This window comes from Bifidobacterium sp. B4079 (genome assembly GCF_026537385.1).
Classification (GTDB): Bacteria; Actinomycetota; Actinomycetes; order Actinomycetales; family Bifidobacteriaceae; genus Bombiscardovia; species Bombiscardovia asteroides_I.
This window is the reverse complement of sequence record NZ_JAFNMH010000002.1, coordinates 456,869-483,860: the sequence shown is the minus strand read 5'-3', so window position 1 is coordinate 483,860 and position 26,992 is coordinate 456,869. Positions and strand designations below refer to the sequence as shown.

Below are 26,992 nucleotides of genomic sequence, written 5' to 3'. Positions count from 1 at the left end.
CACCCTCCTGCAACACCACGGCCTACCCGAGAGCCACATGGGACGCGCCTGCGAATGGCACTGCTACATGAAAACCGACAACCCCGACCCCGCCAGCCTGATCAGGGACGAACACCACCAGCCACAACCAGCACCCAAACGGGAAACCAGACAGGAACAGGACGAGCCCGAACACTACGGCACCGCCATCAACTGGAACGAGTTCCACACACCAGTCAGATACCCCAACACCACACTCTGACCAACACACAACCAAACCCACACACAGAACCTAAAACAACGCGTTTAGTTCCTATAGGCCTATTTCATGCATCTATCGTTCAGGACAACTGTCTGGCCACCCAGTCGACGATGTAGGGCGCCGTGTGCTCGATCTGATCGATGGCCACCTCGAACTCATGGGGGCCGCCATACCAAGGGTCCACCAGATCGATTTGACTCTCCCGTCCCGGTGCCGGCTTGGGCAGGTCCGGGTCGAAGCTGCGGTACAGGTGAACAGCGGATCGCTTGCCGGAGGGCAGCAGACGGAGAAGGGCTCGCATATGGTCGGCCGTCATGGGCAGCAGCAGGTCGGCATCTTCGGCCTCCTCCCGGGTGATCCGGTGGGCGAAGTGGTCAGCCGGCACCTCATAGCCCCGCTCGCGCAGAACTTTCTGAGCACGTCGATCTATGGGGTTGCCGAACTCCTCGTCACTGACTCCGCTGGATTCCACCCTGACCTGATCCTCATCCAGTCCGCGATCTTGGAAGAACTTGCGCAGGATGACCTCAGCCATGGGCGACCGGCAGATGTTGCCGGTGCAGACGGTCATGACGTTGTAGGGACCCCGTGAGGCCTTTCCTTCAGAATCCTGACCCATCAACGCACCTTCCCATAGGTGACGTACCGGAACCGCGGGATGGCAGCCGCCTGGTCTGGTTTGGCCGGGGTCATCCACCGGGTCTTATCACGCACATGCCAGAACCGCTTGTTGACCAGCTCCTCCATATCGGGCACAAAGACGTCGGCCGGGGTCTGCAGGTCCAGGTCGGTCACGTAGGCCGCATCCGCCAACGGAAAGAAGGTGCTGAAGACCCCTGCCCCGCCGATGACCCATATTTCACTGCGATCCATCCCATCGTCGGGAATGGCTTCCTGCCTGGCCAGCTCCAGAGCATCGTCGGCCGCAGATACCACGGTAGCGCCGGGTGCATGGAACCCTGGATCGCTGGACAGGATGATGTTGTCCCTCTTGGGCAGGGGCCGCTTCCCCATGGACACCCAGGTCCGCCGCCCCATGATGACAGGATGGGATACGGTCAGCTCCTTGAAGTGCCGCATGTCCTCGCTCAAATGCCAAGGCAGGGCATTGTGGTAACCGATGGCGCCGCGCCGGCCGTCAGTGGCCCGCGCCTGCGCCCAGATCATATTGACCGATGAGCGGCGGCCTATCTCTTCTTCCTGATGCCGCCATTCCTCATCGCCTAGAAGCCCGGCCTGACCGGGCTCGGGTTCGTGATAGCCGCTGCGACTATTGTCATGCTCCATCTGTTGTGTTCACTCCTCATGGTGAGTAGATATACGAGTACATTCTAATCTTCGGATTCGACGGTGCCCGTATTCGGCCCAGCGCACCATCAGACCGCCACCGGGGCCTTGATGGCGGGATGGCACTGATAGTCCACCACCTCGAAGTCTTCGTACTGGTAGGAGAAGATGGAGTCGGCCTTGCGGATGCGCATGGTCGGGTAAGGATAAGGTTTGCGCGACAGCTGCTCCAGAACCTGCTCCACATGGTTGTCGTAGATGTGGCAGTCGCCGCCGGTCCAGACGAACTCCCCAGGCTCAAGATCGGCCTGCTGGGCCATCATCAGGGTCAGCAGGGCGTAGGAGGCGATGTTGAAAGGCACCCCCAGGAACATGTCGCAGGAGCGCTGATAGAGCTGGCAACTCAGCCTGCCGTCGGCCACATAGAACTGGAAGAGCGCATGGCAGGGCGGCAGGGCCATGCTGTCAACCTGGGCTGGATTCCAAGCAGTGACGATCATTCGGCGGGAGTCCGGGTGAGCGCGGATCAGATCCAGCACCTTGGCGATCTGGTCAATGGTGCGATGGGGGTCCTCAGGGGTCGGAGCGGGCCAGCTGCGCCACTGGACCCCATAGACCGGGCCCAGATCACCGGTTTCCGGATCGGCCCATTCGTCCCAGATATGCACGCGGTTCTCCTGCAACCAGCGCACGTTCTGCGACCCCTTGAGGAACCAAAGCAACTCGTAAGCGATGCCCCGGAAGTAGACCTTCTTGGTGGTGATCAGTGGGAAGGAACGGGACAGATCGAATCGCATCTGCCGCCCGAACAGGGATATGGTCCCGGTGCCCGTCCTGTCGGACTTCAGGGTGCCCTCCCGCAGGACAGTGCGCATCAGGTCCTCATAAGGGGTGGGGATGTCCGAGACGGGACGCTCGGGGATGCGTGTACGAATATGCTGCAGTTCTTCGGAAGTCAAGGCCATGCGGCCATACTATCAAGTCCTCGGTCAGCTGAGCGTGCCCCAGTGACGAAACACACAGTCTGGGTTAGATTGGAGGAGCAGGTCCGGCCACAGGCTCGGATCAGGATGACGCACCCGGCCGGGTGCCGGACAAGGAGGAACAGATGGGCAAAAGACTTTGGGTCGAACGCGACAAGGACGGCACCTGGAACGCCTATGGCGACAATGGGGCCCACATCACCTTCGGCAAGGGCGAGGGCCAATTCAACCCGGGCGACCTGATGAAGATCGCTCTGGCCGCCTGCGGAGCCCTTTCCAGCCAATTTGCTGTAGAGAGCGCCCTGGGCAAGGACAAGGGGGCGAAAATCGTGGTGGACGGCACCTATGATGCCGACGATGACGCCTACCTGAGCTTCGACGAGCAGGTGGACGTCGATGCCACTTCGGCCAAGCTGGCCCAGGATGATGCGGACAAGCTGGAGGAGCGAGTCCGCCGGCATATCGCCAAGTCCTGCACGGTGGCGCACACCTATCAGCGGGAGACCCCGGTCAGGATCTCCGTCAAGGTTCGCCACTGATCCGACAAGACAAGAGTAGAGGAGCGGGGGCCCCTAGGTTCATGGAACTTCTGGTGTCCCCGCTCCTCGTCGTTGCTTTTGTCGGATTGGCCTGCCCTTACTCCTCGTGTTCGGGGTCGATGGTCGACTCCAGGTCGGCTAGCTGCTCCGGTCTGGCCGAATCCACAGAGACCTGCTCCACGCCGGTGATCTCAGCCACATCGGTAGTTTCAGCAGCATCGGCTGCAGCCTTGAGTCCGGACTCCTCGGCCTCCACGTACTTGCGCGGCACCACGTAGACGGGACTGACGGCATGCTGCAGGAGCCCCTGGCTGGTCGATCCCAGCAGAAGCCCGGTGAAGCCGCCGCGACCACGCGAGCCGACCACAACTACGTCGTGTGTCTTGCTGGCCTGGGTCAGAGCCTCCACAGCCGATCCCGGCACCACGGTCTTGTTGATGCGCAGATCGGGATAGGCCTTCATGAGCGGAGTGATTCGGGTATTGAGATCATCCATATAAGAGTCCATGACGCTGCGCTCCTCGGCCGAACCCGTTCCGGTCAATCCGGAGATATTGGGCACTGCCGACATGACGTCCAGTTCGGCATTCCAGCTGTCAGCGAAGGCAGCGGCGATCTGCAGGGCCTTAAGACCCCACTTGGACTCGTCGGAACCCACGGCAACCCGCTTGATGTCGTTGCTCAAGTGCATCAGGTTGCCGTCGTCGTCGGTGTAAGGAACGACCACGATTGGGCAGTAGGCATAGGCAGGCAGGCTGGAACTGGTGGTGCCCAGCAGGCGCTCAGCCAAGCCGCCCTTGCCCCGGTTTCCGATGACAATCAGCCGGTAGTTGCGGCTCAACTCCACGAAGACCGATGAAGGATCCCCTGTCACAATCAGCGTGGCTGCACCGACACCCTGCTCATCGGCGATGGCCTTGGCCTTGGAGAGAATCTCCTGAGCGTCGTTGTGAGCCGCTACGTCGTCCCCCATGGTGGTGTATGTCGCATCAAAGGATACAGCCGCATACGAGGGAAGAGAATATGCGCAGACGATTTGCAGGGTCAGCCCCGCATGCTTAGCGTAATTGGCGGCCCACCACGCCGCCTTGTAGCTGGCGTCCGAGCCATCGACGCCTACTAGAACAGCCTTGTCGTTGCTCATCCGACGACCTCCTTTGGACTTGGCGATGACAAACCGACACCGCTCTTTCTGCCAGAATATCGCATGCAGACCTCTTCAATAAGTCGGCAGGGGCCGACACGCGAGGAACTTCGACTCTGAATATGCAAAACGCCCCCGTAGGGGCGTCGAGCCTGCACAAAAATATGGCCTTAGACCAGACGACGGTAGTTGAAGGTCTGATAGACCGCCTGAACCTTGACACTCTTGCCAGGGGACGGGGCGTGAATCATTCGTCCGCCGCCAACGTAAATGCCCACATGGCTGCCATCAGGGGCAACCATCAGGTCGCCAGGCGCCGGATCGGTGACCGGCACGCCAGCCGAACCCTGGGCGGCGGCTATGCGGGGCAGGCTGATGCCGAAGTGGGCGAACACATACTGGGTGAATCCAGAGCAGTCGAAGCCCGTAGCTGGATCGGTCCCGCCAAACACATAAGGAATCCCCTGGAACTGAAGGGCGTAGTTGACCACATCAGTACCCGTGCCGGAGACAGGTGCATCGATACCTGTACTGGTGGTGTTGGTGGTGCTGGTACGAGCAGCCGAACGACTGACCTGTTGCGAGGACTGGCGCCGACTTGCTGCAGCCTGGGCCTGCTCTTGAGCCTGCTGGGCCCTGACTTCGGCGTCCTTCTCGGCCTGAGACTTGGTGGCAGGAACATTCAAAGACTCAATGCCACCCCAGCTGCTGTCCTTTTCGACAGTGGTGGCCGTCGACTCGGTCAACAGGTCGGCACGCACCTTGCTGCCGGGAGTGAATGAACGCGACGAAGTAACTACGGCTTCACTGCCGTCGCTGGCCTGAGCCACGGCGGGTATACCGATGGAAAGCATGCCGCAGATTGCGACAGCTGCCATCATGCTCACAGACTTGTGTGTTTTTTTCATCGGGCACAATTCTATCACGTATTGGGAACAAGGACTAACTATACGAGGATACGATCTGCACAGCCAAGAATCAATAGTGGATATAGCTCAGAGCATGCACATTCGACAAGGTGCGAGAGTATGTCTTTCCGTTCATGACGGCACCACACTCAGAGGTGACGATGGAACCGTCGGGGTTGATCTTCTCGACGATGGCCACATGACCATAGGTGGGATCCGAACCTTCCTGACCGGCCTGAAAGACCACGATGTCACCGACATTGCGCGGCGTATTGTCCACCCAATAGCCCAAGGAGCCGGCAGAGCCGGACCAGTCCTTAGCATTGCCCATGTGCGAACCCACCGGCAGTCCCAGCTGGTGACGACGGACATAGGCCCACCAGGTGCACTGGCTGAACTCGTAGACATTGCCCGCATCACCAGTGGCATGGTTGGGATTGAACCCTGCCGGCAGGACTGATCGGTTGGCATCCATCAGCACAGCCACGACCGGATTGTTGGCCAGTGATTTGGACATCTGTCCGGCATCGAGTTCGGATTCGCCCAGCTCCCAGCTGCCCTCGTTGCGTTGTGAGGCCGTCGGCAGGGGCTGACGGTAATCAGATCGGGAGACTCTTGCGCCACCATTTGCGCTGGAGGAGCCAGCAGAGGATGAGGGAGTGACCAAATTGATGGCTACACTGTCGGCCAAAGGCAGGGACCAGTCGCCCCGAGCCTGACTGACGGCCATGGAGGAGGCGGCAGCACCGACCAAAACAGTCAGGGCCGAGCCGGTCATGATATGGGAGCGACGGGCTGAGGCCTTGGCCGCCAGACGAATGGAGCGACGGGTTCGAGGGGCCACCTCGTTGAGCTTGGCCGTCAGGGCATCATCAAGACCCTCAGTGCCCGCTGCCTGGGTTACGCCTGACGATCGGCCGGTCGACCAACTGCCGACACCTGCGCCTCGCCTGGCCGAAGCCCTGTGCGCAGCATGCTTCATCTAGAATCACTCCCGTTTATGTTCCGACGCGACTTTCGTGCCGTATCACGAACCATCACAAGGGAACACCATAACGCAAACGAGAACCCAGGCCAAATAACCTGAATTGTCCATACTGGTGTACTCAAGCATGGCTTCGGTGGTCGCTCATCTTCGACAACCACGGAATACGCTAGGATTATACGGACATGAGGCGGACATGAGCAAACCCAAATGCGTGCCGTCTGTCACGGCGTGTCCATCGGTTGTGAACCTTGCTTGGTCCACCCTGAGCGAACCAGGCTCATACGAGGTCAGACCGGGGTCGAAGCCAGAAGGAAGGACCCGCCGACATCGTCGGAATTTTCAGGCATGGCGATGTCGACACGGCCATCTTCGGAGGGAATGAAGAGGGCCTGTCCCTGATTCAGCACACATGATTGGTCAGCGGCTGCGCAACGGATCCGCCCATCTGTGCAGACGATGATGCGCGGTCCCCTTCGGGGAATCACCAGGCGGCGAGGCCCCAGACGCTCTATCAGATCCCCGTAGCGCCGCTGAAGCCTGTTAAGCAGAGGCCAGCTGGCGCCACCCTCCTCCACATGTCCGTAAACCAGCATGTACTCGTTGATTTTTGGCCGGTAGGTCACCATATTGTGCATGATCAAGGTGGCGATCATGGAGCTGGACGGATCGATGGGAGCTGAAGGCTGGCAGTCTAGGCTGTGCAGGAGGTTGGGAATGTCCCGATGCTTGGGGGTCATGCCGGCTCTGAGCACATTGTCGGAGTTGGTCATAATCTCTGCCGCAGTGCCATGGATGTATGCGTGAGGCGTCCCTGCGGGGATATAGACCGATTCGCCTTCCTCCAGGTCCACGGGGTTGAGCATGAGCAGACAGAGAACGGCGGGATCATCCGGAAAGGCCCGGGCGGCACACAGGGCATGGTCCAGCACAGCTCCCGCCCGTCTGGACCGCAGCCGCCCGACAGCAGCCTCCAAGGCTTCCTCCAGGCCTCGGGCCGCCTCTGGTTCGGCAGTCACGGCGGCATGGAAGGCCCGGAAGATACGTCGGCGGGAGTCCGGCCAGATCAAGGAGGAGACCGGCATCATGGCATCAGCCGAAGCGAAGCGGGCCGGAGGAACCCCCAAGTGGAAGGTGCGGGCGGTCAGAGCCTCGGTCATGAGCTCGGCCAGAGGGTGATCCACGGCGCGCAGGAGAGTCAGCTGCGTGGCGATGGTCGCGAAGCCTACACAGGCCTGAAAGGGCTCCAGGGCTACCACCATCTCGTTCTTGGCCAGCCTGTCGTGAAAGGAGCGGCTGGGATCGTCGTCAGGCACCCCCAGTGCATTCTCACGGTTGAAGCCGGCACGAGCCTCGAAATCGAGCGGATGCACCTGCAGGGATAGAGGGATGCGAGCTGAGATGATCTTGAACAGGTAGGGCAGGGTGGGACCGAAAAGGCGGGAGTCGCGCTCTCCCAGCATGGCCATGGGACTGTGGCGAATAGCCTCAGTCAACGGAATGAGCGAGCCATCGGGCAGGGTCAGGGTCGAGGGGGATTCGGTGTGCCCGCTGAACCACATTTCCGCCAAGGCATCCCCCTGGCGTTCGTCTGAATCATGCAGATGGAACATGCGCTGCAGTCGATCATGCGAGCCCCAGGCGTAGTGCTTCTCCACAGCTTGGATCGGATACACGCACTCCCCTTTCCACGGGAAATCCCTCCATGGGCCGGTGCATACGAACCCACCAATCCCCGTCATGATAAGACAAGGGCCGAGGCCTGGGCAAGGCGAGGGGTCGCCGCATGTCATTGCGAACGATACAGTGGGAGTATGAAGTTGGCTCCCATTTTCGACCCGGATGCCCGCAGACCATCGCCGCGGCCCGTGCAGGTGGACCTGCGGCGCATCTTCCTGCTCGGCACTGGCGCTTGGATTCTGGCCCTGGCCGTGGTGGGCATTCTGGCCCTGACCGGAATGACGGTCGCCAAGCCTCTGATTGTCTGCTTGTCTGGAATTGGCGTGGGCATTCTGCTGATGATCTGGGAGCATTTCAATCGCTGGGATTATCGTCGTCTTGCCCAGCAACCGGATCCTGAGCCAGAGGAAGCATCAGCGTAAATGTGCTCCCCTCTCCCGGCGCACTCCACACAGTGACCGAGCCATGGTGGGTCAGCGCCACATGCTTGACGATGGCCAGCCCCAGGCCGATGCCCACGGCAGTCTCTTCGTTCTGATTGTCGGCGCGGTAGAAGCGCTCAAAGATCCTGCCTTGGTCGGTCTTGGATATACCTCGGCCGCGATCGACCACTCTGATGATTCCGTAGTGCCCATCCTTGGAGGCCTGTGCCACCAGGGAGACGGTTGAGCCTGAAGGCGAATACGAGATAGCATTCTCCACCAGCTTGGCCAGGGCCACTCTGATCTGCTGCCCGTCGCCATGAATCGTCAGTGGCTGGTCGCATCGCCAGCGCAGGGTCACATGGGCCTGGTCGGCTCTATCCTGCTCGTCCTGCACCACCGCACTCATCTGCTCAGCCACATCAAGCACGTTCTCCCTGCTGGGTTTGATCCGTTCCTGAGCCCGGATCAGCAGAAGGAGATCCTTGAGCACGAGCCCCAGATAGGCGCTGTAGCGCTGGACCGAGGAGGCATCCTTGGAGACGCTGCGCAGATGGCTGCGAAGCAGGTCTGGGTCATCACCCTCCAGATGAGAAGTGGTTTTCAGCTGCGCCGCCAACTCCTCCAGGGCCTGGACCGGCTTAAGCATCTGCTCGGATACATTGGTCATAAAGGCATCCCTGGTCCGAACGAACCTGACCGAATCGCTCACATCATCGATAAGCACCACCACCAAGGACTGGTCGATGCGACCCAGGGTGATCTTGAGCCAGTTCCTTCTGGACACCGCCTGGGCCTGAACACGGGTCGCATCCCCAGGATTCTCGGCCTCGTCAATCTCCCAATCATCGGATTCCATGCTCTCAGCTGCAGCATCCAGAGCGAATTCAGTAGGCGTTCGCGTAATCAGATTAAGGCTGCGTCGGCCGCCCGAACGCCGTACTTGCGCAATGGCTTCGGTGATCTTCGGATTGGAGATCTCGTCATTGCTGACGATTCCCAGCCTGTAGGCATCCGGGCTGGAGCGAACGACTTCGTCATCGCCATCAACCACAACCGTGGCGGCGGGGATAAGCGCCAGCAAGGCCTGGGTCGAGCCCTCCAAAGCCTCGCCATCGGCCTGTTCACCATCCTTGCGCCGGTTGCCTATAAGGCTGCGCAGGCGGTCCATGAACCGTCTCATAAGGACTTCCCTCCAGTCCGGCGCCGACCCCGGACGCTGCGACATCAACCAAGTCTCATCGGCAGTTCCGGCTTTATTCTCGCATATCCGATTATTAATTGCCGCTTCAATGGCCCGACATTCTTCGGTTCTTGCTTTTTCTTGCCATCCCGGTCACATAGACTGGACTTATATCGTTGACCGATGCCGAAAGGGAATAACAATGCGCGTGATTTTCAACGAAGAGCTGGGGCTGGTGGCCGACGATCTCGATCGGATGGCCGCCAAGGTCCGCGATGCCATCAAAAAAGCCGGGCGCTCCCTGATGGACAGCGACGTAGAGACGGCCCAGCAAGTCATCGACGGGGATGCCGATATAGACAACCTCCAGTCCAGCATCATCGATCAATGCATCAGGCTCCTGGCCAAGCAGAGCCCAGTGGCCACTGATCTGCGGGTGGTGGTCTCTACGCTGAGCCTGTCAGCCACCTTTGAACGCATGGGAGACCTGGCCAGGCACATCGCCGAGACGGCAAGGCGCTCCTACCCCGAACCGACCCTGCCCGACGAGGTCATCCCCCTGTTCAAGCAGATGCAGGACTTTCTGGACGTCATGGCCGACCGTCTGGTCGAGATGCTCTCCGACAGGGACACGACCATAGCCGAGCAGATCATCGTCAGCGATGACAAGATGGACAAGCTCCACCAGCAGACATTCGGCTATGCCCTCTCAGACGACTGGAAGGGGACCAGGCAGCAGCTGATCGACCTGGTTCTGGTGGCACGGTTTATGGAGCGTCTGGGAGACCATGGCGTCTCGGCGGCCCGGCGCGTGGTCTACATCGTCTCGGGTTTCGACCCCTCCAAGGATCCCAAGGACCTCGACCTCGATCTGGACTGAATGAACGACAAAGGAACGACCTACTGCTTGACAGTTAATCGATCGGGTGGTGGGGCCGTTCCTCTTTTATGCTCGAGTGGTGTTGAACCCAGAGTCGCCTATTTTACAGAGCCGCGCACCACTCCGGAGATGACCCACCGCTGAGAGAATATATAAACGATCAGCAAGGGAGCCATAGCCATCAGGTAGGAAGCGAAGGCTACCGTGTAATTGGTGTTGTATTGCCCCTGAAATACATACTGAGCTAATGGCAGGGTCCTGGCACCAGGGTCCGTAAGTACCACCAACGGCATGATGAAGTCGTTCCATGCCCATACGCAGGTCAGAATTCCTACGGTTGCATTCATCGGCATGAGAAGCGGGAAAATAATCTGCCAGAACACCCTCCAAGTCGATGCCCCATCAACCCGAGCAGCCTCTTCCAACTCCATGGGAATGGAATGCAGGTAAGTCGTATACAGAAAGATGTTCATCGAGAACCCGTACAGCGTATACAGCACAATCAGCCCTGCTTGGTTATCAAGACCGAGCAATCCTGTTTCTTTGACAACCGGGAGCATCACGATAGGGAACGGGATGAACATGGCTGCCAAGAAGTAGTAGTAAGCGATCTTAAAAAAGGGCCTGTGCATATTCCGGGCTAGTGCGTAGGCCAAGACTGAGCTGGTCAGCAGAGTCAGCACAACTGAACACACCGTGATCATGGCCGTGTTCATAAGCGCCCTGGGGAAATTGGTTCGGACCCAGGCCTGCGCAAAATTGCCCCAATGCACTGGATTGGGCCATTCAAAGCCTGTCCCCTTAGCCAACTGTTCAGGGCTCTTAAGCGCGACCGCCACTGCAAAATACAGCGGTACAAGAACAGTCAATGAGCATACCGCCACCAGGGCTGTCAACCACCAATTGACCCTATGGAAATGCCTCCCATGACCGTTTTGTGTATGTGAATTCATGCCTGAAGACTTTGCCGGAATGGCATTCATAACTTGACTGGAGGTCATGGCGCTTAATCCTCCTTTGGATTAAGGTAACGAAGCTGTATGAGTGAAAGAAACGTGATGATCAGGAAGAGAATGGCTGCATCAGCGGACTGGTAGGCAAATTCGCCGCCCGTGAATCCACCCTGATAAATCTGCAGAGTCACCGATTCAGTAGCCATACCTGGCCCACCATCGGTCAAGGCCACTATCTGATCGAATGCCTGCATGAAGTTCTTGATATTGAGCACCACGTTTATGGTTACGTAGCCCATGATCAGCGGCAATGTAATGGACCTGAAGGCCTTAAACCCCGTGGCTCCATCAAGCGAAGCCGCCTCATAGATATCGACAGGAATAGTCTGCAGGCCAGCCAGGTAGATGATGATCGCAAAAGCGCAAGCCTGCCATACCGTCACGATAACGATAGGCACCCAGGCCCAGTGCTCATTGGTCAGGACGTTATCCCTGAGCAGAGGAACTGCTGAGAAAATCTTCGGTACTGACTTGGAGAAGAAGAATTGGAAGACATATCCGATGATTAGCATGGACAGCACGTAGGGAATGAAAAAGATGCCCCTGAACAGGTTCCTAGCCTTGATCCGGGCATTCAGGGCCAGCGCAATCGCCAAGGAAATGACATTGGTCAGGATTGTAGCCACCAGTGAAAAGAAAATTGTGAACAAATATGAGTGGAGAACCCTGTCATCCCCAAATAGATTGACGTAGTTCGAAAAACCTACCATGTGCCATTTTCCGTAACCGGCATAGTTGGTGAAGCTGAAGAAGATGCCGGCCAGCATGGGGATGGTGTGGAAGATGGCGAAAAGGATGATAAAAGGCCATACCATCCAGTAATAAGTGGTCTCAGCAAATCGACGATTCCGGTGAGTGCCTGTGGCCACTCTCGTCTGTGTCATAGTCATGCGTTTGTCTCCGATCACTCGATGGTTCTGGCCGCAACCTTGCCCCACTCTTTGTCGAGTGTGGTGAGGGCCGAGTCCAGGTCGCCGTCCAGCATGGCTTTATTCAATATCGGGTTGTAGCTGATGCTGGAGGGAATCTGGTGATCCGCGTATCCCTGGATCCTGCCAGAATCTATCCAATATTTGGCCGGCTTCATGGCCGGATTCTCGTCCACGGGAATAGACGAGAGCGAAGGAATAAGCTGTTGTGATTTGACGAAACGACGCTGAACTTCGTCCGAGTACAGATAGTTGATAAAGGCCATGGATTCCTTCTCATGCTTGGGATGTGCACCCATGGTGATCGCTACATCTCCGCCAGAGACGAGAATGGCTTTGTCGGCCTTGTCCGTGGGATAGGGGAAGAAGCCTACGTGCATCTTCGGATTGATCTGCAGGACCGGCGCCATTGACCAGTTCCCTGCCAGGAGCATGGCTCCCTTACCACGAGCGAAGGCGGAAGTTCCGTCCTCGTATGTCATGGTTCTCACGTCTTCAGTCGAATGTTGGTAAATCCAATAGAGCCGTTTCATCAAAGGTTTAAAGTTTTTCTGGAAGGAAACGGGCGAATCCGGCCCTACCTTTTTACCTTCGGCACGCATTTTGTCCCAGAACCCGTTGTTGTCGTAGTAAGGAGCCAGACCGTCGAAAGGCGTTGAAACGCGATTGGGGTCGCCCAATGTGCCAATGAAAGGGGCAACGCCGTCGGCTTCCAGAATGGCAACTGTCTGCTCAAGATCCTTCCAGGTCTTGGGCACCTTGATGCCATGCTGCTTGAACAAATCGATGTTATAAGTGATGCCGCATACGTTACCGGCATAAGGCACAATATTTATTTGCTTGCCGTCTCGTCCCAACCCATTGATCACAGATTGCATGACCGGGCGGATCCTGTGCCTTATAGGCGTGTCGCTAAAATCATAAAATACCCCTGCCTTGGCCATCTTTCCCATGCTTCCGTTGGGATTCAACGCTATGACATCAGGCGTGCGATCCTTGACCAGAAGAGCTCTCAAGGCTGTGTCGGCTGAAGAGACCTGATTCTGTACCACTTTGATATCCGGATGCAGTCTCTCGAAGTCCGCGATAATCCTGGAGTAGTCTTCCACTGCCTCTGGTTTGGTCTGAAAGAAGCTGAGCGTCGTCACATTGACGCCTCCGGATCCACCGCATGCCGACAGAGGTGCCAGAGCCACAACAGTAAGAACTGTCGCAAGCATGCGCACAAATGTGTTTCTCTTCATCTTCATTGACGTTTCTCCTCTGCCCCGTTCAAGCCGTCACGCTGCAATAAGACGGCTTGACCTGTGGTTAAACCAGTCAAAATGGGATATGCAGAAATCATCATTGACATTTCGGCCAGTTGATGTAAACGTTAGCACGCACGTTATCCCCCTGCAAGTTCTTTAATAACCCGGCCATTCAGCTAGCTTTCTTTATATTACGTTTAAACTTGGCTTTATAAACCTCGTACGAAACAAGTCTCTCTTGAAAAAATGGATAAATGATGTATACGTATCCATCATTTGAGCAGCTATGATAAAATCTTGCAGGCAAAAGCCCTAGCGAAAACAGGAGGGCACTGTGAGCGCATCCATTCAAGACGTAGCAAATCGTGCCGGGGTTTCAATAGCAACGGTGTCCCGTACTTTCACCCTCCCCGACAAGGTTCTCCCACAAACAAGGGAAAAAGTCCTCAAAGTCGCACAGGACCTGGACTACACCATTTCACGATCTGCTTCAGCGTTGAAATCAGGCAAGTCGGCACGAATCGCCTTCCTGACTGGCGGAGAATTGGACTCCTGGTATGACTCGCATGTTTTGGCTGGCCTCAATTCCGTCCTTCATGACGCAGGGTATGATATCGCTCTATACGCCGTTTCGGATGAGCAGGAACGCCATGCATTCTTTTCGGATATGTCTATCAAACGCAATGCTGATGCTGTGCTTGTGGTTTCTTTCCAAATACCATGCACAGAGGCCGACAAATTAGCCACGACAGGCATCCCGCTTATTGGGATCAACACTGAGCCAATTCCTGAATTTTCGGCAACCATAGGCATAGATGAGACCAGCTGCATGAAACTGGTCATCGACCATCTGGTCAACCTTGGGCATCGCAAAATCGCCTATGTCTGTCTGGATCCAGAGACTGAACATTTCAAATGGAACGGTCAGGCACGTCTGCAGGCATTCCGCTCTATATGTTCCGAGCTAGGAGATCGGGTGAACCCCACAGTCGTGTATGCTCCCAAGGACGACACCAGAGCGGATTTCGCCTTATCCCAGCTGTCCAGATTGGACCAGTGCCCAACAGCCATAATCTGCATGAATGACGAATACGCTCTTCCTCTGCTTTTCTGCATGCAGCGTTCGGGATACGCAATCCCCCGAGATGTTTCGATTGCAGGTTTCGACGATTCGACTTACGCCCATGAGATCGGGTTGACCACTATTCATCAGGATCCCTATGAGATGGGAAAGTCATCTGCTCACACGCTTCTCAAATTGCTAGAGGGCGAGAACCCTGACACGTGCGCGCAAATTCAGCCATCCTTCCTGGCCGTTCGCAGCACAACCGCCCCTCCGGAGCGCTGACTCTCAGCTGCCATATCAAGAGCCGACTTTTCATAGGCCCAATCCTCACATTCCAAACCATTCGAAGCACATGATGCGGCAGCAGGCTCATAAGGTCTTTGGCCTTTGCTGATGTATACGTTATCATATGCTTGGGAGCATGGATGTAACCATATGGACTCCATGAACATGGATGGGCCCTTGATCATGCTTATGAAGCGATACCCGCGTCCCGCAAACTTGCTGAAAGGAGCAGTTGATGCCGTTGCCAACCTCGGATCAACAAGAAACCAAAACAGAGAAAACCTTGATGGGATTCGATGCAAAGGGTGCCGCTGGCAACCGTGCAAGCTTCTTTGCCGCCGCAGGCCTCGAATGGCCTGACGATACAGTCATGGAGTACGACCTGGGCAGATACACTGATTATCCTTTCAGCGTCGACATCTCCAACAATCGTCTTCTGGCTGCCCTGGACAGGACTGGACAGGTGCGACGCGCGGTTGTTGCAGTAGGGCGCCAAGATATGCGAGGCAAGACCATTCCCGGTGTCTATGTGTACAAAAAGCTGGCATTCTGCCAAGGGCACATTGGAATGCAGATCAGATGCCTGAACCGTCAATGTCTATCACCGGCGCTTAGCTTCATAGACGACCTAGTACCAGTCTTCGATGCATCAATAAGCGATTTGCACAGCCAGACTATCGTCTTCGTGCCCCAGAAAGGCGCCAGCAGACCTTTGTGCCTGATTCAGCTTTGTCGGCTCATCAATAGGGGAACGACGTCTTTAGACGTAAACGTATTTAATCTGTCGTCAACGCGGGGCAAGGATGGCACAGATCTTTTACCCTTGAAATCCAATCTTCTGGGTGAATCAGACAGTCCTATCGCGCGCGACATATGCAAGGCCACGCTCCGGCTTGCTCCAGGAGAAAGTCGGAGCGTGGCCAGTGTCTTCGATTTTTCGGAGCAAGAGGATAACCTTCAGATATTTAACTCTATCCAGGAATGCCGGAAAGCTCTGAACGTTACCTTGAAAGCCCGTAAGGGCAGCTTAGGCAAGGTGCAGATTCTGGAAGACCCGTGGTATGGTGAGCTCATCACCCGGTCGGCGGAACTAGCCCGACAAAGCCTCCTCCTCCTGGCAGACGGCAAGGCGGCTGGCTCATTCTGGGGATCCAACGCCAACCCACTCCCCGACGTATGGACCAGAGACTTCGGTTACTGCGCCATGGGTCTGGTCGACAGCGACCCTGACCTGGCCAATCCCATGATCGAATTCCTTGCGCAGTATGGCATACCCGACCATGCTTGGGAACGCGAGTCCAGAATGCACCCCGAGGCCAGCGGATTCGAACACTCCTTGGGCAATTCCTGCCTCGCTGCAGTTCTGGCTTCCATGTTGGTTCATCGTCATGGCCGCAAGACATTCACCGTGGACCAAAGTACATTCACCCAATACGTTCGTAGGCTGGCCGCTGATCTTATCGCCGAACGACCTGAGCAAGGACAGCTTTATGAGACTCTTTACATTTCGGACGGGCCGTCACGCGGCGACTACCATACCGGGTCCAACATACTGGCCTGGAAGGCAGCCACGGTCATGGCCGAGGACTTCCCGGATCTTCTGGATGCCGATCAGACAAGACAGCTAAAACAGATAGCCGATGAACTTCGCCAGTCGCTTGACCAGAAATGCGTCTGCAGCATTGATGGCCGGCCCATGTATGTGGAAGGAGCCAATAGGGACGGGAGCATCATCGGCGTCCATGACGGAGAGGAAAGCGACTTGACCCTTGCCTCAGTTTATGGATTCACCAGCCGTGACGACGAGCGCATACGCAACCACGCCAGATGGGCCCACAGCATCAGAGACCCGTATTATGCCCCGATTACGGGCGGCATCGACTTCTGGGACTTTGACGACAGCAACGGAATTACCTATCCCGGCCAGATCCATGGCCTCTGCAGGGCGAATACTCGAGAAGAACTCAGAGATGCCTTGCTTGAGCTGCGTAGAACCACCGATCTGGAGGGGTCCTTCTGGTGGTGGCCCTTCGAGCATGCTGAGCAAGAACCTACCAAAGTGAAACGTGGCCTGGGCAAGTGCGGCTGGTGTGCGGGTGAATTCGTCAGTTTCTTCCTGCACGACATCATGGGAGTCGAATGCGACCAGGACGCCCGCAGCATCAGAATCGCTCCTTACACGCCCTGGCGCCGCTTTAGCTGGAAAGACCTGGCCTTCTGCGGCGGCCAGGTCGATTTCGAGCAAGAAGACGATACGCTTCGTTTCACGAACAGAACCGATGAACCCCTGCATGCCTATTTGCAAATTGCCATGCAACCGAACACCATGCTGGAAGATGTCACGCTCAACGGCCAGAGCAGACGATACCAAGCCAGCGTCATCCATCTTCACGATGGCTCCGCAGTCGGCGTGGAGGAGCAAGTCGAGCCTGGGCAAAGTATTGCCTTGGCCATAAAGACCAGATAGGCACCCGCACGCAGGAACGAGAGCATTGTTCCCGCCCTTTCCCGTCTCAAAAAGTATTAGGAACACGAAAAGGTGGCGCCCTCCACAAAAGGAGACGACGCCACCTCAATAACTTTGGATGCTCTGCATTCAAAGTCCGACTCACATCATCGGATAAATCTATCTAAAAGATCTCACTTCTGGCCCTGGGCCGCCACAGCAGCAGCACCGGCGGCGGCGGCCTCCGGATCCAGGTACTCGCCGCGAGGCTTGATGGGCTTGAAGTTCTCGTCCAGCTCGTAGACCAGGGGGATGGCCGTGGGGATGTTGACCTTGGCGATCTCGTCCTCAGTCAGGTTGTCGAGCATCTTGACGATGGCCCTCAGGGAATTGCCGTGGGCAGCGATCAGGACGGTCTTGCCGGTCTTGAGTTCCGGGACAATGTCACTCTCCCAGTAGGGGGTGACGCGCTTGACCACGTTGGCCAGCGCCTCGGCGCGAGGTACAAGCGCTCCAGCATACCGTGGGTCATGGGACTGCGAGTATTCGTCGTCAGGGTCGATCTCGGGCGGCGGGGTGGCATAGGAGCGACGCCAGAGCATGAACTTCTCGTCGCCGTACTTCTCGCGGATCTCGGTCTTGTTCTTACCCTGCAATGCTCCGTAGTGACGCTCGTTCAGCCTCCAGTCGCGCTTGACGGGGATCCAAAGGCGGTCTGCCTCGTCCAAGGCGATGTTGGCGGTGTTGATGGCGCGGCGCAGCAGTGAGGTGAAGACGATGTCGGGCAGAACACCCTTATCCTTGAGCAGCTTGCCGCCCTTACGAGCCTCCTGCTCGCCCTGCTCGGTCAGCGGGACGTCCACCCAGCCGGTGAATTGATTGGTGTTGTTCCATGCGCTCTGGCCATGCCTGAGCAATACTAGTTTGTAGGTCATACTAAGAATTCTAAGACCTAAGAGGGACTGTTTGGAGACCTACAGCTTCCCTTGCAGAGCGACCACTTAAAGCAGGCATACACCCAGCCAACAGAACCCTGTCAGCAGATCAGTATAGCCCGACAGCGCGAACGCCCTGCTGAAGCGGTTCCGGCAGCTGGCCACTGCGGTGGCAATGGCTAGGATCAGGATAGGCAGCAGGCAGAGCAGGCGGGGCCAGGCCTCTGCAAGAGGGCCGTCAGACAGGGACCATGACTCGAACACACCCAGGATCACAGCCAGGGCATAGCAGGACCCCATCAGAATCAGCGTGCCTTTAGCTCCGATGAATGAAGACAGCGTGTACTTGCCGGCCAGAGGGTCCGCGTCAATGTCCCGATAGTTGTTGATCTCCAGAACGGGGATGCAGACAAGACCGCCGACCAAGGCACCGATGAACCCGTGAGGATCGATGCCGCCGGTCTCCAAGTATTGGGTGGCCAGCACGCCCACCAGGCCGAAGAAGATCATGATGCTCAGTTCGCCCATGGCCCTATAGCCGTAGGGGTGTTTGCCTCCCGTGTAAAACCAGGCTCCCAGCAGACAGAAGATGCCGACCAGGATCATCCACCAGTGGCCAGTCACCCAGCAGAGAATCAGACCGGACAGGCAGGCCATAAGGATGTTGAGGTAGGCAGACAGCAGGACCTTGCGAGGCTCCACGCCACCAGCCACCCCTCTTCTGGGCAGATCCGGCACCGAGCCGTCAGCGCCTGCGGCCGAAAGGCTGCTCCGGCCCTCGTCAGTACCTCTGATGCCGTCGAAATAGTCATTGGCCAGATTGCAGGTGCTATGAATGAATACAGCAGTAAGACAGCATAAGAGGACGATCAGCCAGAAGCGCGCATCCGGCACCAGCCCTTGGTTGAACAGCTGCCGCAGTGCCACCGCCGTGCCGATCAGAACCGGCGTGGGCGAGCAGAGCAATGCCGAGGGCCGCAGTGCGTCCTTGTATTCATGAAGTGTGATAAACATGATTGCCTGATTATGCACTTAATCGCTCGAAAGTGGGGCTACTCTCCTACGAGAGGGCCAAGATTTCACAGCTGCAGGAGCAGTCCCGCCGACCAGCATAGGGCTGAGACCAGGGTACCCTTGCCTGCCATGCCGAAGGCCTTGGGCACCTGGCCACGGGCAAAGGCTCGGCAGATCAGCAGGAAGACAGCGGCCACTGGCAGGAGGACCAGCACAAGAGGAAAGCCGGGGAGGCCACGTCGCATGACAGCCGGAACGAACTGGATTAGGCCCAAAACCAAGCTCAGGATGTAGACCAAGTAAATGGAAACAGCCGCTGCGCGCGCTCCCACCAGAACCGCGTATGTGTGCTTGCCGGCACGACGGTCGTCATCCAGGTCCCGGTAATTGTTGAGCATGAGCAGGCCCACGGCATTGAGTCCGCAGGCGCAGGCGCCCAGGATGCCGGCGACATCAACCCTATTTATGAGAAAGTACTCAGTGCCCAGGGTGGCCACCAGACCGAAGAAGATGAAGACGCTGACCTCACCCAGCCCGTGGTAGCCGTATGGATGCGGGCCGCCCACGTAACACCAGCCGGCGACCAGGCAGCAGATCCCAACCAGAATCATCCACCAGTGACCGGTCAGCGCCATGACTGCCAGACCCATCAGACAGGTGAAGGCCGCCGAGATCATGGTGGCGTAAAGCACCTTCCTGGGCGGCACGCCGGCGGCCACCAAACGCCTCGGTCTGCCGGAGACGACCTCTTCGCCGCCACGACCGGAATCAGTGCCGCGAACACCATCGGCATAATCATTGGCAAAGTTGGCTGCAATCTGCATAGACAGGGCGAGCAGGACCAACAAGATAACGATCAAGGCCAACCGTCCCGGTGTGGCCGCCTTCAGGGCGGGGTCGACAGGCGTGGGCGAGCATGAGCTGGTGCACTGTTCCAGAAACCGTGACCGCTCCAAGAGTGCAGCCGAAGCGCCCACGCAGACAGGCGCCACCGAGGCAGGCAGCGTTCTGGGACGCATACCATCCACCCACAGCCTGATATTCATGACCGTCCCTCTCCTGCTATCATCTCAGGCTGGCTCAGATCAGCGGCTTGACCAGGGGGAAGGTGATGGTCTCGCGGATGGATGCGCCGGTAAGGGCGATCAGCAGACGATCAATGCCCATGCCCATGCCACCAGCGGGAGGCATGCCTACGCCCAGGGCCTCCAGGAAGTCCTCGTCAATGTCCATGGCCTCGACATCGCCGCGGCTGGCCATCTTGGCCTGCTCGACGAACCGCTGCCGCTGGACCACCGGATCGTTCAGCTCGGAGTAGCCCGTTGCTAGCTCGAACCCGCGAACATAAAGGTCCCACTTCTCAACGACACCCCGCTTGGTGCGGTGGGCCTTGACCAGGGGCGAGGTCTCGACAGGAAAATCACGCACGAAGGTCGGCTCGTACAGCTTGTCCTGCCAGAAGTGCTCCCAGAGGTGTTCGACAAGCTTGCCGTGGTTTTCAGCCGGCTCCTCCTCCAGGCCCAGTCTGTCAGCGATGGTCCGCAGATGGTCCACGCTGGTCTGCGGGGTGATCTCCTCGCCCAGGGACTCGGAAAGGGACTCATACATGCTGATCTGGCGCCAGTCCCCGCCGAAGTCGTACTGGCTGCCATCCTGCAGGGTCACCTTCAGCGATCCCGCCGTAGCCATGGCCGCCTTCTGGATCAGCTCCTTGGTCAGCTCTCCGATGGTGTCGTAGGTACCGTAGGCCTGATAGGCCTCCAACATGGTGAACTCCGGGGCATGGGTGGCATCCACGCCCTCATTGCGGAAGTCACGGTTGATCTCGAAGACCCGCTCAATGCCACCAACCACGCAGCGCTTGAGGAAGAGTTCAGGGGCGATGCGCAGGTAGAGGTCGATGTCGAAGGCGTTCATATGGGTGGTGAATGGCCGGGCCGCAGCGCCGCCATGCACAGTCTGAAGCATGGGGGTCTCGACCTCCATGAAGTCGTGGTCCTCAAAGGTACGCCTCAGGGAGGAGACGGCCTTGGAACGGCGGCGGACCATGGCCCGCACATCCTCATCGGCGATCATGGCCAGGTAGGGCTTGCGGGTACGCTGCTCCTCGGTCAGTTCCTTGTGAAGGGCAGGCAGTGGCTGCAGTGCCTTGGCTGCAATGTTCCACTCGGTGGCGAAGACGGAGAGCTCGCCGGTCTTGGAGGCGACCACGCGGCCGCGCAGGTATAGGTGATCGCCGAGGTCGACCAGCTGCTTGAACCGCTTCAGAGAATCAGCGCCAATCTCACGCTTGGAGATCATGCCCTGGATGCGGGTGCCGTCGCCCGCCGCCAGCTGAACGAAGCAGAGGCCGCCGCCGTTGCGCAGGAAGAGTACCCTGCCGGCGATGCCAACCACATCCTCGGTCTCCTGGCCTGGCTCCAGACGGTCCTGATACTTGCGGCGCACATCCTCGATGCGATCGGTTACATCCAGATGGACCGGGTAGGGTTCGACGCCCTCCTTGAGCATGAGCGCCCTCTTGGCCACGCGCATGCGCACCTGTTCGGGATGGCCTTCAGCACCGTCCGTCAAATTGTCGGGATCGATGGCGTCATCCAGCTGGGCGCCCTGATCGATCTTCTCCGTGATGGCCATATCCTGATCCAGCAGCACCTGAGCGCGTTCGACCGTCGTCAAACGAGGAGTTTCTTCCGATGAGTCATTCATAAGCCGCTATTTTACGCATGAGCCAGTACTTGGCCCAGGTACCGACGAAGGACAAGCGGTTGCACGGTCGCGCCGCGCAGGCAATGGCGTTTGGCCGACGGTACGTGTACTATATAGAACGTTGTTACGGGGTATAGCGCAGCTTGGTAGCGCGCTTCGTTCGGGACGAAGAGGCCGGGGGTTCAAATCCCCCTACCCCGACAAATACGATAAGAGGCCGGCAATATTTGTCGGCCTCTTCTTGACTCTCTCTATCCTTTTACTTCGTGTAATCACCAAGCTCCATAATGCAATGCTTGACCCACGTCAGCTCATATCGGCCAAGGTAGGGAAGACCTGATGGTTGCCGACACGACTGACCTTGATAGCCGCCGCCTTGTTGGCAAAATTCACTGCCTTCAAGAAATCACCATGCTGGGCATAATTGACAGCAAGGGCGCCGGCAAACACGTCACCGGCACAGACGGAGTCCAGTGCGTGCACCTTGACCGAATCGATTTCGTAAATCTCTCCCTCGTGCAAAACCACGCTCCCATGAGCGCCCAGCTTGGCAATGACAGTCTTCGGCCCCATGCCGGCTATGGCTTTGGCGGCCTTGACCGCCTCCACCTTGTCAGTCACATGAATGCCGGTAATCCGCTCGGTTTCCTGCTGGTTGGGCGTGACACAATCAGCATAAGCGAGCGCCTCTGGGAAGAAACCGTCAGCTGGAGCAGGATCTAGGATGATGTACATGCCCTTGCGCCTGCCGGCCTTCAAAGCAGCCACAACGGACTCGCGGCTGGTCTCCAGCTGCATAAGAAGGACCGGAGCCTCCATCTGATCCAAGGCTGTATCCACTTCTGCAGCCGTGATGGTGTCATTGGCGCCAAGCGTCCCCACCATGGTGTTCTCGGAAGTCTGATCCACCTGGACGATGAATGTTCCAGTCCCCTCATTGCCTTTGCGCATGACGAACTGGGTATCGACACTCCAATCGCTTAAATTGTCAAGCATCTGCCTGCCAGCGCCGTCCTCACCAACCGCGCCCAGCATAGCCACCTTACCGCCCAACTTGGCTGCAGCCACGGCCTGGTTCGAACCCTTCCCGCCTGGCAACATGGTAATGCTCTTTGCGGTAGCCGTATCCCCATGTCTGGGATAGCTGGCCACCAGGGCTTTGACATCCAGGTTGATGCTGCCCAGAACTATAACGTCATAATGCATGATGATCTCCTCAAAATTGGTACGAATTTGCCGCTATCAGGTAAGGCTCCACCTCACGCAGCGGCTCTCGGCCTTAGCGTGTGTGATTTCCGATTGGCATGGACTCAGCTGACAGGCATGAAGATGATGCGTAAAGATTGGCTCGTCAGCAAGCGCCCGAGCACGAGGAACGGACGTCAGACCTCTTGCGGGCCTGCCGCATCCTTGAAGAGTTCGCGCGTGGCACGAACATTTTCGGACAGGCTGTGACCTTCGCGGAATATGGCGCTGGTGCCGCCAATGAATTTGGTGGCTCCTCTGCGCACGCACTCAGGAATGGTTCGGCGGCCGATGTTCCCATCCACCTCAATGGGGATATTCATGCCCCGGTCGCGGATTCGATCGGCTAAATCGCTGATTTTGCCGTACATGGGTTCAATGAATTGCTGCCCTGCGAAGCCGGGGTTGACCGTCATCAGAATCACATAATCCGTTACGTCGTATACGTAGTCCAATACGTCCAGCGGCGTAGCCGGGCTGATGGCCACACCGGCCTTAAGGCCTGCCTTATGAATTGCCGTCAGAGTCCCCTGCAGGTTTCTGGTGGACTCTGCATGAATGGCGATTCCGGAAGCCCCGGCCAGAGCGAACATGTCAATGTAGCGTTCGGGCCGTTCCACCATCATGTGCAGATCCAGCGGCTTGTCGGTAATGGCCCGCACCTTGTGTACGAAGTCGGGACCAAGGGTGAAGTTCGGAACGAACGATCCGTCCATCACATCAATATGGTAGAAATCAACGCCCGCCGCATCAAGCTCCCTGACATCACGTTCCAGATTGCCCAGATCGGCGCACATGAGCGATGGCCCTATATCCAACATTACATCTCCTATTTACGCGCCCCTTGTCTGTGAGCTGTCACGAATGACAAGGTGCGGTTCGATTGAACGTTTCTGCGGCTTCCCCTTAGTGGACACTGTGCTTTCGAACAGATCCATGATCTGCTCGCCTATGTCCTCGGGAAGCTGATTGACCGTGCTCAGACGCGGCACGGAATATTCAGCCAGTTCAATGTCGTCATAGCCAAAGACCCGCATGTCCTGAGGTATCCGAATACCCAGGTCGGCACAGGCTCTCATAGCTCCGATGGCCATAATGTCATCAGAGCAGAAGATGCCATCCACGGACCCTGGGTGATCTTCAAGAAAACCCTTTGCTGCCTGGTATCCTCCGGCCAGGGAGAAGGAAGTTGTCAATTTGGCAACCGGCTTCACCCCTGCCTCGGTAATCGCCTTCAGGTAGCCGGCATACCGATCCTCGGAGCTTTTTTCCTGCTCAGGCCCTGATATGAACATGAGATGACTGCAGGAACCCTGTTGGATCAGATACCTGGTGGCCTTGTACCCTCCCGCCCGGTGGTCCACGTATAAGGCCGAGTACGGATGCGAGAAACATGCCCGGTCCATCGTGAGCGTGAAGATGCCTTGGTTGTTGAGCTTGGTCAGGTCTTCTTCATCAACGAATAAGGAGCTGATAATGGCCCCGCGGACTCGGATGTCCTCCATAAACCGCAGATAATAATTGACCTTATCGCGTTCATCCTTGCTGTTGCACAGATATATACGGAGTCCTCGCCGGTCTGCGGCCTGTTCTATTCTCCCTGATAAATCAACAAAGTAGGGGTTGCCCAGGTCGGGAACCAAGAGAGCGACCAAATCCGATGACTGCTCGGACAGGGTCCTTGCCACAAAGTTCGGCTGATATCCAAGCTTTTTGACTATGGCGTTGACCTTTCTTACCGTAGCATCGCTGGCCCCTCCTTTCCTGTTGAGAATGCGCGACACGGTTGCTGTGGAAACACCGCTCAGCTCCGCAATATCCCTAATCGTCACCATCAGTCGATCCTTAATATCTTTGCGATGGAGGGCCCTGCATGGGATAGATTCCCTGGGCCTAACCGGTTACTTCAGGTTAAACCGGAGACATGATTTCAGCGAGGTTTCCAGGACTTCTATAGACCGGAGGCATCACCCCCGACTCCAGCTCTGTCCGGCTCGCCCGAGCGCTTGCCGACAGGAGGTAAAGAAGATGATGCAGATTCCTGGTCTGTGGCGGATCCACTCTGCACAGAAACCGAACCAACCCCTGGTTCGGCATCGAGCTGGTCAACAGCTACCGGCGCGACGCTGGTCTCTGTCGCCGCCTCCCTGCGAAGCTTCCTGATATACCAGGCAAAAAGCGCAATGTAAGCCAGCATAGCCAGCAGAGCCAGACCGATGGTTTCCAAATCGAGGGTACGAACCGCATTGCCGATCAGCATGGCCAGCATCTTCTCCAATGGATCAGAGTCCACGGCCGAGAACATCTCGTTCTTGCCCAGCCCGGCCGGGAAGACTCCCATAGCCTTCGAAGTCTGGGTCAGGAAGGGCGAGATCAAACTTGCTGCCCAAAGGAAGAGGGGAATCATGATGGTTCCTATCAGGGTCATTCTCACCACCTTGCCCCTGGCCCCTATGAGGAGCGACGGCGCCAGTACGGTGAGGATGATCCCTCCGAGAGGCAGCACTGAGTTGCCTGGGAGAATCATGGCGATCAAGAGCAGAATGGGTGCCAGAATGTTGGCCACAGCCCAGAGCTCGGCCCGGGAGGCCAGGATGGGCCAATCGATGGCGATATACAGCTTGCGTCCCTTCATGCGACGCTCCATGAAAGAGGTGACCCCCTGAGATAGAGGACCAATGGCGGGAGCAAACCAGTCGCCTACGACTCCGAAAAGCTCCAAGCAGACACCAGAGGAGAATGCCAGCGTGCAGATATGGGCGGCATCCTGGCGACCCAGAAGACCCACGAATACGCCCAAATATGCGCCTATGGCCCCCTTGCTTCCCAGGAATCCGATCTTCTTGTTCAGAGTATCGGCATCGAAGTCGAATCTATCAATGAAAGGCAGGACCTTGCTGATCAGGCGATCGAGGAGGACAACCACTGGAGTGACAAGCAGCGCTGGGTGTGCCGTAGTGGTGATGTTGCCCTGATCGTAGCCAAGCAGATCATCAATGGTGGGCTTCATGGCATCAGCATTGAACAACATCAAGGCATAGATGAACACCACGAAAACGGACATGAGGAAAAAGTTCCCGCCGGCGCTCCAGTTGATGAGAAGACCGAGTATGGATACATTCCAAATGTTGAACAGATCGACGTTCAGGGTGTTGGTGAGCTTCAAGGCCAGCATGACCAGATTGGTCACAATGCAGATAAGAGCGAAATAGAGCGTGTACAGGGAGCTCCAGGTAATGACGGCGATAGGCGCCCATCCCAAATCCGTTACCGACAGATGAAGGCCGGTATAACGCACAAAGGACTTGAGAGCTGGACTGAAGGTGTTGGTCAACAGTCCAATGACCGCACTCATGCCGGTCAGGGCCATGGCCATTCTCAACCCACCCTCAAACGCCTTGGACAGCTTGACACGGAAAGCCAGTGACAACAGGGTGATGATGACAAACATCATGGCCGCGCCGCCCAGGCCTATGAACCAATTGAAACCGTGGTCCAGCGCCTGCACAACTGAATCGAAATTCATGGTGCTGCGATACCTCCTTGTATGACAACGATAAGTAACCGGTTACTTAAAGTCTTATACCATTTGTCACGATCGCGCAAGCGATTGCTAAGCAAAAACATCAATCAAAACAGGCTTATAGGTTGTTTTTCGTTGTTATAACAACGTTTTCAGATAAAGAGAAAATTGCAGCACCATTTGGGCAAACAGTCGATTCCGCCTTTGACTTCCTGGCTTATTCCACTAGATCACGAAACCGATTACTCTTCGTTGGTAAATAACTGCTGTCACTGACTGTGAGCAAACCGACCCAAACCCGCAGGTCCACGCAGAAGTTCAAGCC

The 26,992-nt window shown here is 57.1% G+C and carries 24 protein-coding genes, 1 tRNA gene and 1 pseudogene; 7 read left to right on the top strand and 19 right to left on the bottom strand.

Features of this window, described 5'->3' with window-relative positions; all coding sequences use genetic code 11:
• Positions 1-241: pseudogene (locus J3T95_RS06810) on the top strand (IS256 family transposase); the annotation flags it as partial.
• Between the two features lie 79 nt (positions 242-320).
• On the opposite strand, the gene J3T95_RS06805 reads toward J3T95_RS06810, so the two are convergent.
• The 3 genes from J3T95_RS06805 to J3T95_RS06795 form a co-directional block, all read right to left on the bottom strand.
• Positions 321-860, bottom strand: a complete 540-nt coding sequence (locus J3T95_RS06805; protein WP_045924760.1) for a low molecular weight protein-tyrosine-phosphatase — start codon at positions 858-860, stop codon at positions 321-323.
• On the bottom strand, positions 860-1,528 hold the full coding sequence (locus J3T95_RS06800) for a dihydrofolate reductase (RefSeq protein ID WP_267450877.1): 669 nt from the start codon (positions 1,526-1,528) through the stop codon (positions 860-862). Before J3T95_RS06800 ends, J3T95_RS06805 begins: the two co-directional genes overlap by 1 nt.
• 89 nt (positions 1,529-1,617) lie before the next feature.
• Entirely contained in the window at positions 1,618-2,493 is an 876-nt protein-coding gene (locus J3T95_RS06795) for a thymidylate synthase (RefSeq protein ID WP_267450876.1), read from the bottom strand.
• Positions 2,494-2,636: 143 nt separating this feature from the next.
• Here J3T95_RS06795 and J3T95_RS06790 point away from each other — a divergent pair, with 143 nt between their 5' ends.
• Positions 2,637-3,050: an OsmC family protein gene (locus tag J3T95_RS06790; protein WP_220236204.1), complete on the top strand. Its 414-nt coding sequence runs from the start codon at positions 2,637-2,639 to the stop codon at positions 3,048-3,050.
• A 97-nt stretch (positions 3,051-3,147) separates the two neighbouring features.
• On the opposite strand, the gene J3T95_RS06785 is transcribed toward J3T95_RS06790, so the two are convergent.
• From J3T95_RS06785 to manA, 4 genes are all read right to left on the bottom strand, one after another.
• Positions 3,148-4,194, bottom strand: a complete 1,047-nt coding sequence (locus tag J3T95_RS06785; RefSeq protein WP_220236205.1) for a universal stress protein — start codon at positions 4,192-4,194, stop codon at positions 3,148-3,150.
• Positions 4,195-4,364: 170 nt separating this feature from the next.
• Positions 4,365-5,102, bottom strand: coding sequence for a C40 family peptidase (locus tag J3T95_RS06780; protein WP_267450875.1), 738 nt, complete (start codon positions 5,100-5,102; stop codon positions 4,365-4,367).
• 70 nt (positions 5,103-5,172) lie between these two features.
• Positions 5,173-6,084 carry a CHAP domain-containing protein gene (locus J3T95_RS06775; protein WP_267450874.1) on the bottom strand — a complete coding sequence of 304 codons (912 nt, stop codon included), beginning with the start codon at positions 6,082-6,084 and terminating at the stop codon, positions 5,173-5,175.
• A 293-nt stretch (positions 6,085-6,377) separates the two neighbouring features.
• Entirely contained in the window at positions 6,378-7,763 is a 1,386-nt protein-coding gene (gene manA / locus J3T95_RS06770) for a mannose-6-phosphate isomerase, class I (RefSeq protein WP_267450873.1), read from the bottom strand.
• A gap of 138 nt (positions 7,764-7,901) precedes the next feature.
• On the opposite strand from manA, the gene J3T95_RS06765 reads away from it, so the two are divergent.
• On the top strand, positions 7,902-8,189 hold the full coding sequence (locus J3T95_RS06765; protein WP_267450872.1) for a DUF2530 domain-containing protein: 288 nt from the start codon (positions 7,902-7,904) through the stop codon (positions 8,187-8,189).
• On the opposite strand, the gene J3T95_RS06760 is transcribed toward J3T95_RS06765, so the two are convergent.
• On the bottom strand, positions 8,122-9,372 hold the full coding sequence (locus tag J3T95_RS06760) for a sensor histidine kinase (RefSeq protein WP_267450871.1): 1,251 nt from the start codon (positions 9,370-9,372) through the stop codon (positions 8,122-8,124). The genes J3T95_RS06765 and J3T95_RS06760 overlap by 68 nt on opposite strands.
• A gap of 202 nt (positions 9,373-9,574) precedes the next feature.
• Here J3T95_RS06760 and phoU point away from each other — a divergent pair, with 202 nt between their 5' ends.
• On the top strand, positions 9,575-10,252 hold the full coding sequence (gene phoU, locus J3T95_RS06755) for a phosphate signaling complex protein PhoU (protein ID WP_267450870.1): 678 nt from the start codon (positions 9,575-9,577) through the stop codon (positions 10,250-10,252).
• Between the two features lie 98 nt (positions 10,253-10,350).
• Here phoU and J3T95_RS06750 read toward each other — a convergent pair whose 3' ends face one another.
• The 3 genes from J3T95_RS06750 to J3T95_RS06740 are packed head-to-tail and all read right to left on the bottom strand — an operon-like array spanning position 10,351 to position 13,444.
• Positions 10,351-11,205 (bottom strand): carbohydrate ABC transporter permease, encoded by an 855-nt coding sequence (locus J3T95_RS06750; protein WP_416378754.1) that lies wholly within the window; start codon positions 11,203-11,205, stop codon positions 10,351-10,353.
• A 53-nt stretch (positions 11,206-11,258) separates the two neighbouring features.
• Positions 11,259-12,134 (bottom strand): carbohydrate ABC transporter permease, encoded by an 876-nt coding sequence (locus J3T95_RS06745; RefSeq protein ID WP_267450869.1) that lies wholly within the window; start codon positions 12,132-12,134, stop codon positions 11,259-11,261.
• Positions 12,135-12,169: 35 nt separating this feature from the next.
• The gene (locus J3T95_RS06740; RefSeq protein ID WP_267444125.1) at positions 12,170-13,444 is read right to left on the bottom strand and encodes an ABC transporter substrate-binding protein; all 1,275 of its coding nucleotides are present in this window, start codon (positions 13,442-13,444) and stop codon (positions 12,170-12,172) included.
• Positions 13,445-13,778: 334 nt separating this feature from the next.
• On the opposite strand from J3T95_RS06740, the gene J3T95_RS06735 reads away from it, so the two are divergent.
• Entirely contained in the window at positions 13,779-14,792 is a 1,014-nt protein-coding gene (locus J3T95_RS06735; protein ID WP_267450868.1) for a LacI family DNA-binding transcriptional regulator, read from the top strand.
• A gap of 1,009 nt (positions 14,793-15,801) precedes the next feature.
• The gene (locus J3T95_RS06730) at positions 15,802-17,262 is read left to right on the top strand and encodes a hypothetical protein (RefSeq protein ID WP_267450867.1); all 1,461 of its coding nucleotides are present in this window, start codon (positions 15,802-15,804) and stop codon (positions 17,260-17,262) included.
• Between the two features lie 173 nt (positions 17,263-17,435).
• Here J3T95_RS06730 and J3T95_RS06725 read toward each other — a convergent pair whose 3' ends face one another.
• The 4 genes from J3T95_RS06725 to lysS all read right to left on the bottom strand — a co-directional run bounded on the left by J3T95_RS06725 (position 17,436) and on the right by lysS (position 21,899).
• A complete protein-coding gene (locus J3T95_RS06725; RefSeq protein ID WP_267450866.1) occupies positions 17,436-18,176 on the bottom strand; it encodes a phosphoglyceromutase in 741 nt (246 codons plus the stop codon).
• Between the two features lie 66 nt (positions 18,177-18,242).
• Positions 18,243-19,190: a 1,4-dihydroxy-2-naphthoate octaprenyltransferase gene (gene menA / locus J3T95_RS06720; protein ID WP_220236211.1), complete on the bottom strand. Its 948-nt coding sequence runs from the start codon at positions 19,188-19,190 to the stop codon at positions 18,243-18,245.
• A 65-nt stretch (positions 19,191-19,255) separates the two neighbouring features.
• Entirely contained in the window at positions 19,256-20,236 is a 981-nt protein-coding gene (menA, locus tag J3T95_RS06715) for a 1,4-dihydroxy-2-naphthoate octaprenyltransferase (RefSeq protein WP_267450865.1), read from the bottom strand.
• A 34-nt stretch (positions 20,237-20,270) separates the two neighbouring features.
• A complete protein-coding gene (gene lysS, locus J3T95_RS06710; protein ID WP_267450864.1) occupies positions 20,271-21,899 on the bottom strand; it encodes a lysine--tRNA ligase in 1,629 nt (542 codons plus the stop codon).
• A gap of 127 nt (positions 21,900-22,026) precedes the next feature.
• On the opposite strand from lysS, the gene J3T95_RS06705 reads away from it, so the two are divergent.
• Positions 22,027-22,100: transfer RNA gene (locus tag J3T95_RS06705), tRNA-Pro, on the top strand.
• A gap of 105 nt (positions 22,101-22,205) precedes the next feature.
• Here J3T95_RS06705 and J3T95_RS06700 read toward each other — a convergent pair.
• The 4 genes from J3T95_RS06700 to J3T95_RS06685 form a co-directional block, all read right to left on the bottom strand.
• Positions 22,206-23,105 (bottom strand): ribokinase, encoded by a 900-nt coding sequence (locus J3T95_RS06700; RefSeq protein WP_267450863.1) that lies wholly within the window; start codon positions 23,103-23,105, stop codon positions 22,206-22,208.
• Positions 23,106-23,281: 176 nt separating this feature from the next.
• Positions 23,282-23,965, bottom strand: a complete 684-nt coding sequence (gene rpe, locus J3T95_RS06695) for a ribulose-phosphate 3-epimerase (protein ID WP_267450862.1) — start codon at positions 23,963-23,965, stop codon at positions 23,282-23,284.
• Positions 23,966-23,977: 12 nt separating this feature from the next.
• Positions 23,978-24,979: a LacI family DNA-binding transcriptional regulator gene (locus tag J3T95_RS06690; RefSeq protein WP_267450861.1), complete on the bottom strand. Its 1,002-nt coding sequence runs from the start codon at positions 24,977-24,979 to the stop codon at positions 23,978-23,980.
• 116 nt (positions 24,980-25,095) lie between these two features.
• A complete protein-coding gene (locus tag J3T95_RS06685) occupies positions 25,096-26,670 on the bottom strand; it encodes a PTS transporter subunit IIC (protein ID WP_267450860.1) in 1,575 nt (524 codons plus the stop codon).
• Between the last annotated feature and the right edge of the window lie 322 nt (positions 26,671-26,992).

Bases quoted from the DNA above. Each gene is read 5' to 3' on its own strand.
- J3T95_RS06805 (WP_045924760.1), bottom strand. From the start codon at position 860: ATGGGTCAGGATTCTGAAGGAAAGGCCTCACGGGGTCCCTACAACGTC.
- J3T95_RS06800 (WP_267450877.1), bottom strand. From the start codon at position 1,528: ATGGAGCATGACAATAGTCGCAGCGGCTATCACGAACCCGAGCCCGGT.
- J3T95_RS06795 (WP_267450876.1), bottom strand. From the start codon at position 2,493: ATGGCCTTGACTTCCGAAGAACTGCAGCATATTCGTACACGCATCCCC.
- J3T95_RS06790 (WP_220236204.1), top strand. From the start codon at position 2,637: ATGGGCAAAAGACTTTGGGTCGAACGCGACAAGGACGGCACCTGGAAC.
- J3T95_RS06785 (WP_220236205.1), bottom strand. From the start codon at position 4,194: ATGAGCAACGACAAGGCTGTTCTAGTAGGCGTCGATGGCTCGGACGCC.
- J3T95_RS06780 (WP_267450875.1), bottom strand. From the start codon at position 5,102: ATGAAAAAAACACACAAGTCTGTGAGCATGATGGCAGCTGTCGCAATC.
- J3T95_RS06775 (WP_267450874.1), bottom strand. From the start codon at position 6,084: ATGAAGCATGCTGCGCACAGGGCTTCGGCCAGGCGAGGCGCAGGTGTC.
- J3T95_RS06765 (WP_267450872.1), top strand. From the start codon at position 7,902: ATGAAGTTGGCTCCCATTTTCGACCCGGATGCCCGCAGACCATCGCCG.
- J3T95_RS06760 (WP_267450871.1), bottom strand. From the start codon at position 9,372: ATGAGACGGTTCATGGACCGCCTGCGCAGCCTTATAGGCAACCGGCGC.
- phoU (WP_267450870.1), top strand. From the start codon at position 9,575: ATGCGCGTGATTTTCAACGAAGAGCTGGGGCTGGTGGCCGACGATCTC.
- J3T95_RS06750 (WP_416378754.1), bottom strand. From the start codon at position 11,205: ATGAATTCACATACACAAAACGGTCATGGGAGGCATTTCCATAGGGTC.
- J3T95_RS06740 (WP_267444125.1), bottom strand. From the start codon at position 13,444: ATGAAGATGAAGAGAAACACATTTGTGCGCATGCTTGCGACAGTTCTT.
- J3T95_RS06725 (WP_267450866.1), bottom strand. From the start codon at position 18,176: ATGACCTACAAACTAGTATTGCTCAGGCATGGCCAGAGCGCATGGAAC.
- menA (WP_220236211.1), bottom strand. From the start codon at position 19,190: ATGTTTATCACACTTCATGAATACAAGGACGCACTGCGGCCCTCGGCA.
- menA (WP_267450865.1), bottom strand. From the start codon at position 20,236: ATGAATATCAGGCTGTGGGTGGATGGTATGCGTCCCAGAACGCTGCCT.
- lysS (WP_267450864.1), bottom strand. From the start codon at position 21,899: ATGAATGACTCATCGGAAGAAACTCCTCGTTTGACGACGGTCGAACGC.
- J3T95_RS06700 (WP_267450863.1), bottom strand. From the start codon at position 23,105: ATGCATTATGACGTTATAGTTCTGGGCAGCATCAACCTGGATGTCAAA.
- rpe (WP_267450862.1), bottom strand. From the start codon at position 23,965: ATGTTGGATATAGGGCCATCGCTCATGTGCGCCGATCTGGGCAATCTG.
- J3T95_RS06690 (WP_267450861.1), bottom strand. From the start codon at position 24,979: ATGGTGACGATTAGGGATATTGCGGAGCTGAGCGGTGTTTCCACAGCA.
- J3T95_RS06685 (WP_267450860.1), bottom strand. From the start codon at position 26,670: ATGAATTTCGATTCAGTTGTGCAGGCGCTGGACCACGGTTTCAATTGG.